Consider the following 17,478-nt stretch of genomic DNA (forward strand, 5'->3'; position numbering starts at 1 on the left):
ACGGCCACTACAGTGGTTTTTGCAGTCAACTTCTCTGAATCAGTCACAGGTGTAAATTCGTCAGACTTTGCACTTACCACCGGGGGCACGGCTGGGGGTAACATAACTACTGTCTCTGGTTCCGGCGCTGCATATACTGTAACGGTAAATAATATCACAGGTACCGGAAGTCTCAGGCTGGATCTCAACGGTAGTGGTACCGGAATAGAAGATGGAGCGGGCAATGACATTACCGGAGGATTTACGGGTGGAGAAACTTACAATGTATCTCCAGGCGACCTTACAGCGCCGTCAGTAGCAAGTATTCTCCGCTCTTCTCCAACCACACAGAACACCACGGCCACTACAGTGGTTTTTGCAGTCAACTTCTCTGAATCAGTCACAGGTGTAAATTCGTCAGACTTTGCACTTACTACCGGGGGCACGGCTGGGGGTAACATAAGTAATGTCTCTGGCTCCGGCGCCGCGTATACTGTAACGGTAAATAATATCACAGGTACCGGAAGTCTCAGGCTGGATCTCAACGGTAGTGGTACAGGAATAGAAGATGGAGCGGGCAATGATATAACGGGAGGATTTACGGGTGGAGAGACTTACAATGTATCACCGGGCGATCTGACACCGCCGTCGGTGTCAGCTATACTCCGGTCTTCACCGACTACACAAAACACAACTGCAACTTCAGTCGTATATGCAGTGAACTTTTCTGAATCAGTCACTGGGGTAGATGTGTCAGACTTTACGCTGACTACGGGGGGCACGGCTGCCGGTAACATAAGCAATATATCTGGTTCGGGCGGTGCATACACCGTTACCGTAAACAACATCACAGGTACCGGCAGTCTCAGACTGGATCTCAACGGCAGTGGTACAGGCATACAGGACGGAGCCGGCAATGATATAACGGGAGGATTTACCAGTGGACAAATTTATAATGTATCTCCGGGCGATGCTACACAGCCGTCAGTGTCGGGCATACTGCGGTTTTCTCCTGCCACACAAACTACAACGGCTACCACCGTGGTTTTTGCAGTTAATTTTTCTGAACCGGTCAACGGAGTTGATCCGTCTGACTTTGTACTGACCGCAGGAGGATCTGCAAATGGAACTATTACTAACGTACTCGGGGTATGTGCCAATTATACGGTAACAGTTACCTCTGTTTCGGGAAACGGGACATTAAGGCTCGATCTCAAAAATAACGGAACAGGAATCGTTGATGCTGTGGGTAACCCCGTAGCAGGTGGCTTTACTACAGGGGAACATTACATCATTGACCAACCAGCCCTTGCCGCCCGGATCAAAATAAAAAATACAGCAATGGCCCGGAATGATCTGTCGACAAAAAACATCGAGGCAACGGTATTTCCAAATCCATTTTCTAATCAGACTACTTTCAGGTTCAGATTGCCAGAGACCGGAAAATATTCTGTGCGATTCTACAACAGCAGTGGAGGACTGATATCCCAGGTTGATGAAGGAATCGCCAATGCCAATGTATCTAAGGATGTCAATATCGATGGTTCGCGCCTCGCAGCCGGTTTGTACACGATCAGTATACAGACCCAAACTGAAACAAAAATCCTGAAACTTATAAAAAAATAGCCTAAGCTCAGCAGTCGGATAAGTTATGACTGTGCAAAGGACATAACAGATTAAGCTTAATTAGAAAAGAGGCTGTCTCAATGAATTTGGGGCAGCTTTTTTTTGTGCCATTAATGACTATCAAAAATAGAAAGGCTGCCTCAATTCTTATGTTGAGACAGCCTTTAGTCGATTGGTTATTGAAATTATTATCTCACAATAGTAAAGGTAATAGTAGACGCTGTGCCAGCTGTGCCGGTGCCCTTGGCTCCGGAATAAGGAGTTGCTTTAAGCGTGTAAGTGCCTAATGCTGGCGGATCCCAGTTGCCAAAATAGTAATTGCCATTACCATCATCGCCATGTAGTGAATAAGGCAGACCGCTGTCAATGTATGTTTTTGACTGAGTACCGCTTAACTCCAGCTTTACGCTTCCGAGTGCGGCAGAAGAATTTGCCCGTATATTCAGCTTATCAACATCTATTGTTGCCAGGCTGATTGTGGCTCCGTTAACAATAGTCCTGATATCTTTTTCAGTATGAGCACTAACCAGGGTAAAACCAGTAATCGGACTTGGTGTTGGTGTTGGTGTTGGTGTCGGTGTCGGTGTTGGTGTCGGTGTTGGTGTTGGTGTTGGTGTTGGAGTAGGAGTAGGTGTTGAACTGCCATTTGCAGTTGGTGTCATTTCTGCTAAGGTTGCATTCTCATTACCCAATCTGATATCATCATAATACAACACCCTTTTGCTTGTCTGAGTTGTTTGTGTACCGTTCCAGTTTGATTTATAGATACCCAATTTCCACTCCGGGTTTGTCATACCACTTTCACTACTTAAGCTGTACATATTAGAGCCAGCACGGTTTACAACTTTTTGCCCATTAAGCCATAACTCTAATAACCCATCTGAACCTGTTGAATGTTTTACATGTATAACAAAGGTCAACCATTTGTCTTTGGTAACCGGGCCTAAGTCGATCTTCTCGGATGTAATTTTGTATCCGGGAAACACCGTTAAACGAAACCTGTCTTCTTTAATCCTTAAGCTGATAGCACTGCTCACGTCATGTTCATGCTGCTTCCATTGTCCTATCAATTCGTCACCGGTATCAGGTTTAAAATCAGCTGAAGGAAAATAAACTGCGAAGCTGTACCAACGATTCAGATTTGATGCTACCGGGAACACAGCTTCCGCACGGGTTCCACCATTGTTTTCAGGATCAGTATCCCTTAATTCAAAACGGCCAGATTTGCTTCCCTGGAACACAGGACTGCTGGCTATGTTGAACGCATGTGATGTTTCAAATTGTGTATTTAAACCGCTAAAAGCAGAACTGCCTTCAAAGGTTTCATTATACAAGATGTTTCCACTAATTGCTAAAGCTGAGATAGTTTTTGTAGAGGCATCATCTTCCAGTGCCACTGGTTCTTGGAGACCTCCTTTGTTACACGAAAATAAAACTGATAATACTAGCGACAGGCCAAGCATAGAAGTAGCTTTGCAAGGCAATTTCCTGCATTTTTTCATTGAAAATTGGATTTTTTGTTAAGAAATTAATTTTTGTGGTTAAGTGAAATTTTAATAAAGAACTAAATAGTTTTTGAACTCAGGTAAGATAATTTTTACTAGTAAGCACTATAGTGAACCTGTTGGGGAGTAAGCCTGTCTATACAATTTATCGCAGATCTATAACCGAAAGCCTTTCTAAAATATCTTCTCACTTTCGCAAATATGGTGCCATAGCATGGAATCATTGACAAACTTTTTTATAATAGCTTCCAATATTGATTTCGATCATTTGTGATGATAATTCTTTATTTGAAAGCCTATAATCATGCTTATAGATAGAAGAAACATGTTGGCAGGTCACTTAAGTAGACATACAAATCATATAAGATGATAATGGATTGATTGAAATCAACTATGGGAATGAATTTAAGGAGGAACACAGCGCTTAGAATATCAGAAAAATTTTATATAATGGGATTGCAAAAAAAAATAGATATAACAGTTAGTCTACAACTGCCATCCATGCAGCTATATACCTGCGATCCATCCACGCCATTTGTAATATGATATGCATCCTATTTGTCGACAGACTGATTAAGTCTGCAAGTGGTGATCACCCGTTGGCTTAAATGAATAGATCTGCCCGGTTATCATCCTGTCAAAGGCATGAGAAGCGGCATAATCTTTTGCAAGGGTAACTTATAAGAGTATGCATGTTAAGTAATCTGAAATCATCGTGGAATCTATTAGTTGAGTCCAGATATTATATTTGGTGGTTTGATCACTGTGGCTTCCAGCCAACAGCTTTTCAAAGTAAGGTCTCAACATTCCACACACAGACCGAGTAAATTTCCCAACCACTGTGAATATAAATTTCTAAAACACATGTATTATAAATATGCAAACACACACGGTATATTTGCTGGTAAGTTGCAATGTGAATTTCCTCGTGAAAAGTAAAGTTGCTGAAGTGATGTCCTATTGTAATCCAAGGCATGTCAACAACCCTTACCTTGTTAATTAACTCATGTCACCATTTTCAAATCAAATTACCATGGAAAAAAATTATGAAAAACTTATTAATCATATTTATGCCCGGTTTAATGCAAGGGACATTGATGCCATGCTTGTGCATATGGACAAAAATGTACACTGGCCGAACGGCTGGGAGGGAGGTTATGTAAATGGCCATGATGAATTAAGAAACTACTGGACGAGACAATGGAAGGAGATCGATCCCTTTGTTGAACCGCTGGAAGTCAGTGAGAAAGAAGATGGGAAAATACAAGTCAAAGTTCACCAGGTTGCGAAGGATAAGACCGGCAAGTTGTTGTTTGAGGGAAAGGTCATTCATACCTATTCATGGCAAGATGGATTAATCAAGGGCATGGAAATTGATGATAAATAATTGCCGGTTCTTTGTTTTACTATTTGACCTCTGAGCAATTACAGCAACTAATAGAATTGCAACCAACCGGATTAAATTGTATATTTATTGTGCATTCCCGTTATTGACGCCTGCCCGATGATTGCTCGCTCCGCACTCCATTCGTCATAATTAAATTTATTACAATGAAGTCCTCATCCCTCCTATCTGCCAGGTTACTCTGCCTCTTTTTAGTCTTCGCCATGTCATGCGGTGATCAATCTGATGATAAAGACAATGGAACAACGGACACTGTCGGATCTGATTCCGCTACAGGCACAACAACCGCCACAACAACTCCATCATCCACTTTCGTTACCAGGCCGGAAATTATGATGTTCATAATTCACAAGGTGGCCGACTACGACAAGTGGCTCACGAACTATGAAGAACACGATTCGGTCAGGCTATCCAATGGCGTTCATAATTATGTGATCGGTTATAGCACAACGGATCGTACAAAAATATTTGTGGCCTTGAAGTCTGATCAGGCAGACAAGGCTAAAGCTTTTGGAAAATCTGCTGACCTCCGCCAGGCAATGCAAAAAGGCGGTGTAAGAGGTGCCGCAAATATGAAAGTGTATAACATTACTTTCCAGGATACAGGAAAAATCAGCACCAATCTGCGTTCGCAAACTACGTTCACAGTGAAAGACTGGGACACCTGGCAACGCTCGTTCGATAGTACCCGCCAGATAAGGGTCGATAACGGCCTTATCGACCGGGCTTATGGCCATGAAGTCGATAATAATAAAAAAGTAACCCTCGTGGTGGCCGTTACTGATACTACCAAAGCCTATGCTTTCTGGAAATCCGATCAAATCAAACAATTACGGAAAAATTCCGGAGTTATTGGAACTCCTGAACGATTTAACTTCCGGATTGTAAAGAGGTATTAGTGTAGAAAGGGTATTGAGTGTGGAACGAGGTATTAACTGTGGCACAGTAATCATTTGAAACCATATCCGCCCGGTGGCTATCTTAGCGGAAAGAATATGTATTGATCGGTATCATTTTATGTGGCGGCAGAAGTTCCCGGATGGGCACAGACAAAGGTTTGCTGAAGCTGGATGGCAAAACCTGGGTACAAACAGCTATTGATAAAATGTCCACCCTGGATCTTCAGGTCAAAGTCTCGGTTAATCACAATCAATATCCGGCTTATTCAGCTATTTTCCCACCCGAACAACTGGTAAGCGACAATCAATCACTTATAGTAAATGGCCCGCTGTCAGGCGTTCTGAGTACTCACCTTCAGCATCCTGCCGACGATTTATTTGTACTGGCCTGTGACATGCTCATGATGGAGCCGGCTTTACTTGAAGAACTCATGGCGAGGTACATCTCAGGATTCTCATATGATGCGTATATCTTCACAAACAACAATGAACCCGAACCATTGTGCGGAATTTATACCGCTAAAGGGCTGGCAATAATTCTTAACATACTGCTTGAAGGTAGGCTGATCAGGCACAGCATGAAGTTTATGCTAGAGCAACTCCGGGTAGATGCCATTCCGGTTGCCGAAAATCAAAAACAATACTTCCGGAATTTCAATTCACCTGCTGAATCAGACAGGCTGTAATCCTAAAGTTTTTTTATCAGTTTTTCTGAATTCGTCTTTAGGACCATCACATAATGGACAATGATAACTCCCAGGTAGAGCGATAAATTGAGTTCCCGTCATAATTCCATTTTCAGGTTCACCAATTGCCTCATCATAAACAGTAAGGCATTGGGTACATTGATAGACATATTCCATCAGCTTTTCTTTTCTTTCTTTCCTGGCTGGTACTTCGCGTTCAGAAATTTCGTTTTTGTCGTTCCTGTAATTGTAGAAGGCAGTAACTGACCTTCTTAACTGTTCCCCAAGAAGAAACTTCGGATTATTACTGCTGAAGATGAAACCCGTGCGCTCATTAGGATTAAAATCGAGGGCACACAAAATATCGTATACATGGAAAAATTCTATACCAAACAGGGAGATGAGTGATTTGCGTCTCACCAGGATGCTGCTGAATACTTCACTCTTTTTCCTGGTCTTTATTCCGATACAAACTCCGAAAGTCCTGGTGTCTTGGTTGTTTAATCTTTTCACGAGGTAGTTCTTGAGCATCAGGCCTTCCTTGCAGTTGTCTTCAACCTGGAAGTTCAGTTCGTTCGCGGCGTGGCGGACATTTATCTGGTGTTTTTCCAGCAACCGGTTCCACGAAGCTTTATCTTTTTCTTCAATTCCCTTAACCATGATGGATTTCCAGGGCGTGGAACACAACTGACCGATCTTTGTTTTCAGGCATAACAAACAAAGTTCTTTAAGAAATGAAATACCGAACAGCTCGTCACGGCGATAGATACCGAGCCAGTACTTATTATTGTAACGGTTCAGGCCTTCGTAATAGGGAAGATTGAAGGCGGGTAATGCCGCCGGTTTCTCTGCCGGTTTCACAATAAACTTCCCAGGATCTATTCTCTTGAACAATACAACGCCATTCGCCTGTTTATTATCGTAGAACTCATCCTGGTGCCGAAAAATGGTCTTTTCGATTTCAGCCGAAAGATTAGCTACATCGTTCGTGTAGACCAACTGGTCCCACTCATAAACGGTATTGGTTTTAGGGAAACGGACGAATAAATGCCAGAAATGCTGGGCCGTGGCAGATGCGACCCAATTAATGTTGCCCGTAAGCATGGGGGTGAAGCTCTGGTTACTGTCTGAAATATTAATTTTCAACCTTGGACGGTAGTCTATGCCATCAAAGATATCCTTGTAAACTCCTTCACTCAGCCATGTGTTGTTTATAAAGGCTTCCTCAGCCGGGTAACTGCTGATAATATTCGGAAATTCATCCGCATTTGTCTCGTAGCAAACGTCCAGCCGGATAAGTTCATCCGTCAGCTTTTTCAGATTCTCAGCAGATACATCTATCAGTAGCTGCTGACGCAATCCAATGCTTACCTCATGCACCCCTGATCTTGCGGCCGCAACCAGGATATTATAAAGTTCGCCCGGAGAAATAATACCGCCGGGGAAATTAATTTTTATGGTAACCGATGATTTCATTTTGCTTATTTAATCCGCGAAAACGGTTATTGCCGTCATTAACCCGAATTCTTTTAATGCCTTAGTGAAATTTTTACTTTCATGACCCGGCCTGCACAGTTTCAATAAAGCAAAACGCTGCAGATCGGTCAACTTTCTCCACCGGCTCAGAGAAACAAATACATCTTCTTCGGCCAGTCTCTCCTGCAATATTTCCGGCATCTGGCCCAGGTCCGCCCAGGCTGGGTTCTGATCTTTCACCAGGTCAGTAGCCTCTCGCTGTGAACGTTTTCTCACCAGGGCCAGCAGGTGGTCCCGATAATTTGTTGCTTGTTCAGCATCGCCGCACGCACGCGTGGCCAGCCCGATCCTTTCTTCCACAAGCAGCCTGTTCCATTCGTCAAGTCTCAGTTTTATTCCTGCCAGGTCCAGTTTGAAACGAACAATCATGGGTATGCACCGCATATTTTTCTCGACGAAATCTTCTTCGAAATCAAAGTATTCAAGGCCCGTTATGGCTCTAAACTCCGATGGTGATGTTGACTTTGACTTTTTCTCCATGATGTGATTTTTTTCGCAGTTGTGATTCAAGTATCTGCTTTATTTCAGGGCGGCAACTTCCACAACCCATACCAGCACCGGTTGTCTGGCAAAGTTGTAAATGATCGTGGCATCCCTCCTTAATTTTGTTTAGAAGATTTCCCTCACCGACATTATTACAGCTACAGACCAGGCGGCCTATAACAGGCTCTGCTGATTTGCCCGATCTCAGTAACTGCAGTCGCTTTTCACTCAGTTCGATTCTGCCTTCTATCAGGTTCCTGTATTCCAGGAATTCAGTTTTATCTCCGATCAGTATCGCGCCGATCAATTTGTCGTTATGAATGATACATTTTTTGTAATAACGTTTCGCTTTATCAATAAACACGACCTCTTCATAGGCAGGATCATCGGGACACTCTACCTGGCCCAACGAACAAAGATCTGTCCCGTGCATTTTCAAAATATTCATCAGCAGTGAACCACTATAGTATTTTGAGATATCACCGTTCAGGTATCTTGCCACTATGGCCGCCTGTTGTTCGGCTGCAGCAGTAATGCCGTATAACATTCCGTTGAATTCAGCTATTTCTCCGATCGCAAAAATGTTTTTATCACTTGTCTGGAGGTATTCATCCACCACAACACCCCGTTTGCATTCAATACCGTTTGTTTTTGCTATTTCAATATTCGGGATGGTACCGATGGCAATTACTATGGCCTGGGCTTCAATAAGCAACCCGCTTTTCAACAAGATCCCGGTTGCGGTTTTTGTGCCAAGGAACCGGTCTATCTCATCGTTATAATAGATGTCAACGCCTTTGGCAATAAGCTCTTCATGTAGGAGCTGGCTTCCCAGCGGGTCAAGCTGCCGGTCCATCAACCTTGATATACGTTGTACGATGATTACCTTAACATCCACCTCACGAAGAGATGCCGCCAGCTCTATACCAAGTAAACCCCCGCCTACGATCACTACTGTGCCTTTTGCAGGATCAACATGGTCCCTGAAGCTATCCGCATCAGTTCTGCTCCGCATGGTAAAAATTCCTTTCATGGATGGCACATCGCGCATCAGGGCGGGACGGCTTCCGGTGGCCATCAGGAGAACATCGTAGTTATGAATTTGTCCTTTACTATCGGTAACCGTTTTTGCCTGTTTGTCTATCTTCTCTATACTCACGCCGCGATGCAATGTTATACTGAATTCCTGCTCCTCTGCATCTGTCATTTTCACCAGGTTATCCCATTTCAGCGCCCCGCTGATATAGTCCGGTAACAGTACACGGTTATAAAAAGGAAAGTTTTCTTTACTAAAAACGATCAGTTCATCATCTGCGTTTAGTGCCCGGTAACTTTTAATGAATCCGCAGGCACCAGCCCCGGCGCCGATGATAATGATCTTCTGTTTAGGCTTTGTATATCTCCGGACCTGGACCGTTGAAAATTTAAAATCAGGTTCCTTACTCAGGGGATCTACCAGGTTACTGGTGAGATTATTTGCCCTGTTGAGATCGCTGTTCAGGATCTTTCCCCAGTGCATTGGTAAAAAGCAAACACCTTTTTTGATATCTGTTGAAAGTTTAGCCTTAACCCTCACATTGCCCCTTGCATTTTCAACTTCGACCAAAACGTTTTCTTCGATGCCCCTTTCAGCCGCATCTTCAGGATGAATTTCCAGGAAAGCTTCGCTGATATGTTGCCTCAGCTTGTTAACCTTTCCGGTCTTGGTCATGGTGTGCCATTGATCGCGTATTCTTCCAGTGGTTAAAATCAATGGGAATTCTGTGCCGGGCATTTCAGACGTGTTAGCGTCGGCGACTGCATGGAGAATCGCTTTTTGAGATGGCGTATGAAATTTCTTATCGGTAAAAAGCCGTTTTGTTCCATAACCGTTTACTTCTTTGGTATAGGGCCATTGTACGCTTCGGCGTTCCTTCAGTATGTCGTAATTCAGCGCGCTTATGTCGATGTTTGTACCCGCGGTTAACGCGGCATGTTCCTTATAAATTTCCCCGACACTTTGATAATCAAATCCGGGAAAATTCATCTTCTGTGCAAAGCGACAGATTATCTCTGCATCCGGCAATGCTTCCCCCGGTGCCTCAATGACTTTGCTGAGGTAGCTGATCCGACGTTCTGCATTTGTCATGGTTCCTTCTTTCTCTATCCAGGCGGCAGCAGGCAACACCACATCAGCATATTTTAGTGTTTCAGGTCTGTTACTTACTTCCTGGACCACAACGAACTTTGCATTCTTCAGTCCTTCTTCAGCAAGCCGTGCATTAGGTAGACTGACCAGGGGATTCGTACACAGGATCCAGATGGCTTTCAGTTTTCCGTCATTCAGGGCTTCGAACATCTCGGTGGCAGTTAAACCTGGCTTTGGATTGATGGTTCCCAGCGGGATGTTCCAAAACGTCTCGACTTCATTTCTATGCGCCTGGTTTGAAAGGTCCCTGTGTGCAGGCAGCAGGTTCGCGAGGCCACCGACTTCTCTTCCTCCCATTGCATTCGGTTGACCGGTTAATGAGAAGGGCCCGGAACCTGGCTTTCCGATTTGTCCCGTGATAAGGTTCAGATTAATCAAAGAAAGATTTTTGTTTACGCCAACAACACTTTGATTCAGACCCATCGTCCACATCGTGATGAACCCCTTTGCATTGCCGATATAGGATGCGGCAAGGCGGATATCAGCTTCGTGAACACCGCATATTACTGCAGCTTCTGCTATTGTGCGTTGAAATACCAACGCGGAATAGTTTTCAAAACCTTCCGTGTGATTCCTGATGAAATCAAAATCGATGTTTCCCTGTTCAATCACGCATCTCCCAATGGCATGATGTAATGTAATATCAGTTCCGGGGTTCAGTTGCAGATGAACATTAGCAATCGAACAGGATTGAGTGATTCTCGGATCGCTGACGATGATCCTGAGTTCCGGATTTTTTTCCCGTGCGGCTTCAACCCTTCGCCATAAGATCGGATGGCACCAGGCAGGGTTCGCGCCCGCAACAAAAATGCAGTCTGCCAGTTCAAGATCGTCATAACTGACCGGTACACTATCTTCTCCAAGGCTCATCTTATATCCTGTTACGGCTGAGCTCATGCAAAGTCTTGAATTGGTGTCAATGTTGTTACTGCCTATAAAGCCTTTAATAAGTTTATTGACAACATAATATTCTTCGGTAAGGCATTGGCCGGATGCATAAAAGGCCACCGAATCGGGCCCGTACTTCTCAATAAGTGTTTTAAAAACGGCTGCGGTCCTCCCGAGGGCTGTATCCCATGATACTCTTTGTCTTGGCTGATTACGGCTATAACGCATTTCAGGGAACAAGAGTCGGTCCGATGTATCCGTCACGGTGTAATGGAGGTTCATTCCTTTGCTGCAGAGCATCCCTTTGTTTACGGGATGTTGTTTATCCCCGTCAACTACCAGGTTGCCCTGGGGATCTTTGCCCACCATGATGCCGCAACCTACTCCACAATAGCAGCAGGTTGTTGGCAAAGCTGAACCTTTAGTAACAAAGTCTTTTATCTGGTTTGAATCTCTCACTAAGATGTTATTTATTGATCGCTACCCTTTGAACCACCAGGGAATTTTCAGCCTTTTCTACGTCGGCATTGAAGACGTTAACCCGGGCTGTTTTTTTACTCATGATCCTTGCTGCCATGATCACAACACCAACGCTAAAAACGCATCCGCCCAGATAGAAAAAAGCTTCAGCGTATGGCATCGATTTAAAAAGGAACCCGATAAGCATGGCCCCCACATTTCCCCCCGCACCAACAATACCGGCCACACTTCCAACGGCCTTTTGATTGATGAATGGAACGATGCTGTAAGTAGCTCCGTTGGCCATTTTAAGGCATAGTCCAAAAAAGAACATCATCATAATTGCCATTACTAATTCACCGGAGTTTGCAAAAAGCATGATGCCGGCTCCTTCAAGCAATAGTAAGATGGCCAGCAAACTTACTTTGCCGTTGAAACCATACCTGGTGCCAATCTTGTCTGAAACAATTCCTCCCAGAGCACGGGCGAAAATATTGATCCAGCCAAAAATGCTTGCCAGTAATCCCGCAAATATCAAGGTGGCTTTATAGTTATCGTGGAAATAGGAAGCAGCAAAATTATCAACGGTTATTTCTACCCCGAAGCAAGCGGCATAAGCAATGGTCAGTATCCAGGTACGATAATCTTTAGCGGCTAACAAAAACGTATTTTCTTTTTTTCCTTTATCTGTTTGTGGGAGTTCATCAAAGTTCCCGGCGGGTGTATCCTTTGTATACTTCCAATAGAGCCATGCCATCACCAGCAACATGGCGCCAGGAAAGATCATTGCATACCGCCAGCTATCCGCCTGGCTCACCCAACCGGCACCGACTAAACCCGCGGCAATCAACGGCATCAGGATCTGTGTTGCACCGCCGCCGGTGTTCCCGAATCCACCCGCCGTTGCGTTTGCTGTTCCTTTGATATTAGGTGCAAACATTACCGATGTATGAAACTGGGTTAACACAAAAGAAGCTCCGATTACCCCGATGCCCAGTCTGAACAACAGGAATGTAATATAACTATCGGCTAACCCTATAAACATTACCGGGAAAGCGCAGATCACCAACAACCAGGTGTACACTTTCCTCGGACCAAATTTGTCGGTCAGTCTTCCTATAATCAACCTGGCGAGAATGGTGGCGCTCACTGCAGCTATGGCCACATTGCCTTTTTGAGCTTTGGTCAAATGAAGTTGTTCGCTGACCAAAGGCATGAGGGGTGCAATTCCAAACCAGGCAAAAAAGCAAAAGAAAAATGTTAGCCAGGTGATGTGAAATGTTTGCATCTGGATTCCGCGGCCAGAAAATATGTTCAGTTTTGTGAGCGGCTGATTATGATCAAACGACATAGCTATTATTTTGAAGTTGATGATTTACATGTTCCGATATCAAATCCCTGTTGGCAACAGGATGAAAACTGGAAAGCCATTCCTGGCGAATGACCGCCGGATACGCTGGAGCCTTGAAAAACAGGCTTATCAAGTCTGGAGAGGAGATAATTGAGAATTGCCACTACTGTCATACAGATTCATTGAGTTGAATGTAGTGGCAAGCAATCGTATGGTAAATAGATATATGTAATATCAGAAAGCGTAACCGCTAAAGAATAAGATATTAAATTATGATCTATGTAATAAAACTAGTCATTTTTTAATGACTTTGAACAAAGAAGGAGAAATAGTTTATATTTTATTTATGTTAATTTGTTTGAATGTTGAGTTGTTGATATCGGTTTGTATTGGCCATTGCCGTTATGACTGGAGTTTCGTAAGTACAGTCGATCGTAAAAAAGAAAGGCCGATCGCAAAAAGAAAGGCCGATCGCAAAAAGAAAGACCGATCGCAAAAAAGATAGACCGATCGCAAAAAAGAAAGACTGATTGAAAAAAAGAAGACCGAAAGAAAAAGAAATGCACGTAGAAATAGTAAGACCGACAGAATAAAAGAAACCTATGAAGTGGATATAGCACGCTGACGCCATGGACATGGAAAACTGTCGAAGAAGGGACAGCAAGTATGGAAGACAAGGGAATTGAGACGAAGGGCTACCGAACCGGACAATGAGTTGCCGTAAAAAATTCCACCACCCATTAGTGCTCACCGGCAAAAAACTGATTTATCATCTGAACCACAAGGCCAGGGAGCTGATTGTTCTTATCTCCTGAAGAGATCTCCCCGATATAATCTCCATGTCCCGCTGGAACAATAAGCAGCCTTGCATTGGCTAATGTTTCCGACAAGAACAACGCGTGTTTTGCCAGAACCACTTCTTTATCGCCATTGATCACAAGCGCCGGGGCTGAAATTGTTTTTATCTTTTCAATGGAAATATCCTCGAAACCAACCATCCTGGCTACATCGCGGTTGAACATCTGCATAAGACCAGCCTGGTCATTGTTAACATCGAGATAAGCTTTTTTGAGCGGCATGGGCATCTGATCAAAATTTGCTTGCTTCATGCCTTCAAAAAAACCGGGTACCATGCCCTCCCGTTGAAAAATCGTCGAAGCAAGCACTATACGGTTTACCAGTTCTGAATGCCTGATGGCAAACTGGAGGGTAGTAGTGCCTCCGTTGCTGAACCCAAGAAAATTTGCTTTTTTAATACCTAGCTTATTCAATAACGCAGCTACATCGTCAGCATCCTGTTCAAAACTTAGCGGACGGTCAATATCTTTTGTTCTTCCATGCGCCTGCAGTTCGATGGCAATTACTTTATGCTTCCGGGCAAGTTCAGGAAGAACCTTTCCATAGGTCGATGAGATCGTTGAACCACCGCCATGTAACAGAACAAGTGGTTGTCCACTACCATGAATCTCATAATACATGTTAAGGTTGTTGATAGTGGCATAATTGCCAATGGCGGTTTGCTGTGCTTTCATCGGGAAAGTTATTATCATTGATAAATTGAATACCACGATCAGCGGTAATGGCAATATTTGTTTCATTTTCCTGTCGGTTATTGATCAAGTTTCACCGTTTGCGGCCAGAGACGTAACTCCGGGCGCGGGAATAAATTTACAATGATAAAAAGTCTGAACAATATGGAGAAAAGGCCATTTTAAATGGGGATTTCGGCCAACGGGTTGAAGAACAGGTCATGCTGTTTTCACTGATGTCCAACATTCTGTTTATAATTTGTAATTTACCTGCGACAATGATTGTCTGCCGGTGAGCAATATATCCTCGTTGTGGGGAGACCGCTGGCAAGTTTCGGTTATTCCAGACTGATAGTGACCGTCACCATCGCTTAAAAAAGTTTATAATTCTAAAAACATGCGCCATATGACAAAACAAAAACTGCTGTTTTTTCTATTCACTTCTCTCATTTCAGCGGGCTTTTCGCAAAAAACGGTTACTATCTCTAAAGAAGTACTCCAGGATAAAATTAAGGGAGGATGGGCCGGGCAGACGATTGGTGTTACATTCGGTGGTCCTTATGAATTCAGGTTTAATGGCACCTATATCCAGGACTACCAACCGCTGGTTTGGAAAGATGGTTACCTGAAATCAACGATGATCAATAACCCGGGCCTTTATGATGATCTGTACATGGATCTCACTTTTGTTGATGTATTTGAGAAATACGGGATGAATGCACCGGTTGATTCTTTTGCTAATGCGTTTGCAAATGCCGGGTATATGTTGTGGCATGCGAACCAGGCCGCCAGGTACAATATTCTGCATGGAATAAAAGCTCCTGAGTCAGGTCACTGGAAATATAATTCACATGCGGAAGATATCGACTACCAGATTGAAGCAGACTACGCAGGCTTAATGAGTCCCGGGATGCCAAATACAGCATCAGCGATCTCGGATAAGATAGGGCACATTATGAACTATGGGGATGGATGGTATGGTGGCGTTTATATAGGTGCAATGTATTCGCTTGCTTTTGTTTCTGATGATATTTCTTATATAGTGACAGAAGCACTAAAAACGATTCCAAAGCAATGTACTTACTATCAATGTATAAGTGATGTAATAAAATGGCACAAACAATTTCCGGGCGACTGGCACCGGACCTGGTTCGAAATTCAACAAAAATGGTCCAGTGACATTGCCTGCCATGATGGAATATTTCATCCATTCAATATTGATGCAAAAGTAAATTCTGCATATGTTGTACTTGCGCTTTTGTATGGGCAGAAGGATTTTGGAAAAGCCGTAGAGATTGCTACCAGGGCTGGCCAGGATGCCGATTGTAATCCCTCTTCCGTGGCTGGTGTTCTCGGTACTGTACTGGGCTACAAGAAGATTCCACCCGAGTGGAAATCCGGGCTGAAGGAAGCAGAGGACATTAATTTTAAGTACACTGAAATTTCACTCAACAAAGTGTATGAGATAGGTTTGAAACACGCGTTGCAAAATGTTGCAGCCAACGGCGGAAAGGTCAACGATGATATGGTTACGATAAAAACCGAATCACCAAAGGCAGTAAAACTAGAGCAGGGGTTTCCCGGTCTCTACCCGGTTGCCAAAGTAGATTTTAACCACAACATTACTGAAATATCGTTTGAATTTGAAGGCACAGGATTTTCGTTAGCGGGAGAAGCAAAAAAGAAATCAGGTATCAAAGAGGAATATGTTTTTCGGGCGCTGATTCAAATTGATGGCGGGCATGCCGACACCGTTGAACTTCCTACGAATTTCACACATCGGCGTCTGGAACTTTTTGCTACCTATCCTATTGAGAACAAAAAACACACGGTAAATATTATACTGTTGAATCCAAACGATCAATATGAATTGAAAAGTTATAATTATGTCGTGTTTTCAGACAAACCGTATACTAAAATAAATCGCTGATTATCAAAAGGATTCCGATGAACCTTTACATGCTCAGTTTCGCAATTCGATCATCTTCCTGAAATCGCGCGGTGAATAACCTGTGAGCTTTTTGAAGGTGGTGGCAAAATGCTGCGATGAATAGAAGCCAGTGTCCAGCGCGATGTCTGTCACACTCGCATCTTTACGCCTCAGGAGATTGACTGCTTTTGAGATACGGATATTAATCAAAAAGTTGAGCGGCGAAAAACCGGTGAAGTTTTTTACCTTCTCAGAAAAGGCAGTATGACCAAGACCAACAAGAGAGGCCATCTCATCCACTGTCCATTGATGTGAAAGATTTTCTCTGAGCGATTTTTCCAGTTTTACAAACACTGCAGGGTAATCACGATGCGTACTTTTCTGACGTAACAATGTCCTGGCCAGCACTACAAGTAATTCGTTCAGCAACTGGTTCACGCGCAGTGTATGCCCGATCTCCGAGGAGATGAGTTCCGTCCGGATGTCTTGTAAGAGTTGTCCTGTAGCAGGCAAATGAAGAACCGGCTTATTGTAATGTTCAAATATTCCCTTGATCATGATTTTCTCATCTGAAGACAAATTACACCAGCTACCTGGGAAAATGCCGCAATCAACATTGCCTCCTTCAACATGAATATCGATCCAAGTCACCGCACCGATATCAAAATAATTATGCGTCCCCCCGAACATCATGCCTGGCATCACCACAGCAAGATCTCCCGGATAGAGGACGTGGTCCTGTTTACCAATCGTCCAATTGAATTTTCCTTGTATCACATAGTAAAATCTCAGTGTGTTTTTAGCCGTTACAGGCAGCGAATGAAATTGAATAGTATTGCACTTTCTGAGTGCAAATTCCGCAACATGGGGGAATGGTGCGAGCTCTTTGTTTGTTCGGTTCAGCAGGAAAGAGATCATATTGGCAAGTTGAATCTTTTTCAGCCGTATACTGCAAAATGTCATTACAACACTTAACTAAATATAATCAGATTTCTTTTATGTACATTATTCGCC

Annotated in this window: 12 protein-coding genes; 5 read left to right on the plus strand and 7 right to left on the minus strand. The window is 43.5% G+C overall.

Annotation, left to right across the window (positions count from 1 at the left end; all coding sequences use genetic code 11):
- The coding region (locus tag ACX0G7_RS16975) for a T9SS type A sorting domain-containing protein (RefSeq protein ID WP_458924702.1) at positions 1 to 1,605 on the plus strand (1,605 nt) is incomplete at its 5' end.
- A gap of 188 nt (positions 1,606 to 1,793) precedes the next feature.
- On the opposite strand, the gene ACX0G7_RS16980 is transcribed toward ACX0G7_RS16975, so the two are convergent.
- Positions 1,794 to 3,107 (minus strand): polysaccharide lyase, encoded by a 1,314-nt coding sequence (locus ACX0G7_RS16980; protein ID WP_458924703.1) that lies wholly within the window; start codon positions 3,105 to 3,107, stop codon positions 1,794 to 1,796.
- Between the two features lie 1,036 nt (positions 3,108 to 4,143).
- On the opposite strand from ACX0G7_RS16980, the gene ACX0G7_RS16985 reads away from it, so the two are divergent.
- The 3 genes from ACX0G7_RS16985 to ACX0G7_RS16995 all read left to right on the plus strand — a co-directional run bounded on the left by ACX0G7_RS16985 (position 4,144) and on the right by ACX0G7_RS16995 (position 6,100).
- Complete coding sequence (locus ACX0G7_RS16985; RefSeq protein ID WP_458924704.1) at positions 4,144 to 4,497, plus strand: nuclear transport factor 2 family protein; 354 nt, start codon at positions 4,144 to 4,146, stop codon at positions 4,495 to 4,497.
- A gap of 164 nt (positions 4,498 to 4,661) precedes the next feature.
- A complete protein-coding gene (locus ACX0G7_RS16990; RefSeq protein ID WP_458924705.1) occupies positions 4,662 to 5,414 on the plus strand; it encodes a hypothetical protein in 753 nt (250 codons plus the stop codon).
- Positions 5,415 to 5,515: 101 nt separating this feature from the next.
- Positions 5,516 to 6,100 carry a molybdenum cofactor guanylyltransferase gene (locus tag ACX0G7_RS16995; RefSeq protein ID WP_458924706.1) on the plus strand — a complete coding sequence of 195 codons (585 nt, stop codon included), beginning with the start codon at positions 5,516 to 5,518 and terminating at the stop codon, positions 6,098 to 6,100.
- On the opposite strand, the gene ACX0G7_RS17000 is transcribed toward ACX0G7_RS16995, so the two are convergent.
- From ACX0G7_RS17000 to ACX0G7_RS17020, 5 genes are all read right to left on the minus strand, one after another.
- On the minus strand, positions 6,086 to 7,576 hold the full coding sequence (locus ACX0G7_RS17000; protein ID WP_458924707.1) for a rubredoxin: 1,491 nt from the start codon (positions 7,574 to 7,576) through the stop codon (positions 6,086 to 6,088). The two genes, ACX0G7_RS16995 and ACX0G7_RS17000, sit on opposite strands and share 15 nt — an antisense overlap.
- A gap of 9 nt (positions 7,577 to 7,585) precedes the next feature.
- Positions 7,586 to 8,116 carry a nitrate reductase associated protein gene (locus ACX0G7_RS17005; RefSeq protein WP_458924708.1) on the minus strand — a complete coding sequence of 177 codons (531 nt, stop codon included), beginning with the start codon at positions 8,114 to 8,116 and terminating at the stop codon, positions 7,586 to 7,588.
- On the minus strand, positions 8,076 to 11,654 hold the full coding sequence (locus ACX0G7_RS17010; RefSeq protein ID WP_458924709.1) for a molybdopterin-dependent oxidoreductase: 3,579 nt from the start codon (positions 11,652 to 11,654) through the stop codon (positions 8,076 to 8,078). Before ACX0G7_RS17010 ends, ACX0G7_RS17005 begins: the two co-directional genes overlap by 41 nt.
- Before the next feature lie 7 nt (positions 11,655 to 11,661).
- Positions 11,662 to 13,005, minus strand: coding sequence for an MFS transporter (locus ACX0G7_RS17015; RefSeq protein WP_458924710.1), 1,344 nt, complete (start codon positions 13,003 to 13,005; stop codon positions 11,662 to 11,664).
- Between the two features lie 740 nt (positions 13,006 to 13,745).
- Positions 13,746 to 14,603 (minus strand): alpha/beta fold hydrolase, encoded by an 858-nt coding sequence (locus ACX0G7_RS17020; protein WP_458924711.1) that lies wholly within the window; start codon positions 14,601 to 14,603, stop codon positions 13,746 to 13,748.
- 337 nt (positions 14,604 to 14,940) lie between these two features.
- Here ACX0G7_RS17020 and ACX0G7_RS17025 point away from each other — a divergent pair, with 337 nt between their 5' ends.
- On the plus strand, positions 14,941 to 16,464 hold the full coding sequence (locus ACX0G7_RS17025; RefSeq protein WP_458924712.1) for an ADP-ribosylglycohydrolase family protein: 1,524 nt from the start codon (positions 14,941 to 14,943) through the stop codon (positions 16,462 to 16,464).
- A gap of 33 nt (positions 16,465 to 16,497) precedes the next feature.
- On the opposite strand, the gene ACX0G7_RS17030 is transcribed toward ACX0G7_RS17025, so the two are convergent.
- Entirely contained in the window at positions 16,498 to 17,382 is an 885-nt protein-coding gene (locus ACX0G7_RS17030) for a helix-turn-helix domain-containing protein (RefSeq protein WP_458924713.1), read from the minus strand.
- Positions 17,383 to 17,478: the final 96 nt, after the last annotated feature.

The organism is Flavitalea antarctica (genome assembly GCF_054461535.1).

Coding starts and splice junctions, on each gene's coding strand:
- ACX0G7_RS16980 (WP_458924703.1), bottom strand. CDS start 3,107: ATGAAAAAATGCAGGAAATTGCCTTGCAAAGCTACTTCTATGCTTGGC.
- ACX0G7_RS16985 (WP_458924704.1), top strand. CDS start 4,144: ATGGAAAAAAATTATGAAAAACTTATTAATCATATTTATGCCCGGTTT.
- ACX0G7_RS16990 (WP_458924705.1), top strand. CDS start 4,662: ATGAAGTCCTCATCCCTCCTATCTGCCAGGTTACTCTGCCTCTTTTTA.
- ACX0G7_RS17000 (WP_458924707.1), bottom strand. CDS start 7,576: ATGAAATCATCGGTTACCATAAAAATTAATTTCCCCGGCGGTATTATT.
- ACX0G7_RS17005 (WP_458924708.1), bottom strand. CDS start 8,116: ATGGAGAAAAAGTCAAAGTCAACATCACCATCGGAGTTTAGAGCCATA.
- ACX0G7_RS17015 (WP_458924710.1), bottom strand. CDS start 13,005: ATGTCGTTTGATCATAATCAGCCGCTCACAAAACTGAACATATTTTCT.
- ACX0G7_RS17020 (WP_458924711.1), bottom strand. CDS start 14,603: ATGAAACAAATATTGCCATTACCGCTGATCGTGGTATTCAATTTATCA.
- ACX0G7_RS17025 (WP_458924712.1), top strand. CDS start 14,941: ATGACAAAACAAAAACTGCTGTTTTTTCTATTCACTTCTCTCATTTCA.
- ACX0G7_RS17030 (WP_458924713.1), bottom strand. CDS start 17,382: ATGATCTCTTTCCTGCTGAACCGAACAAACAAAGAGCTCGCACCATTC.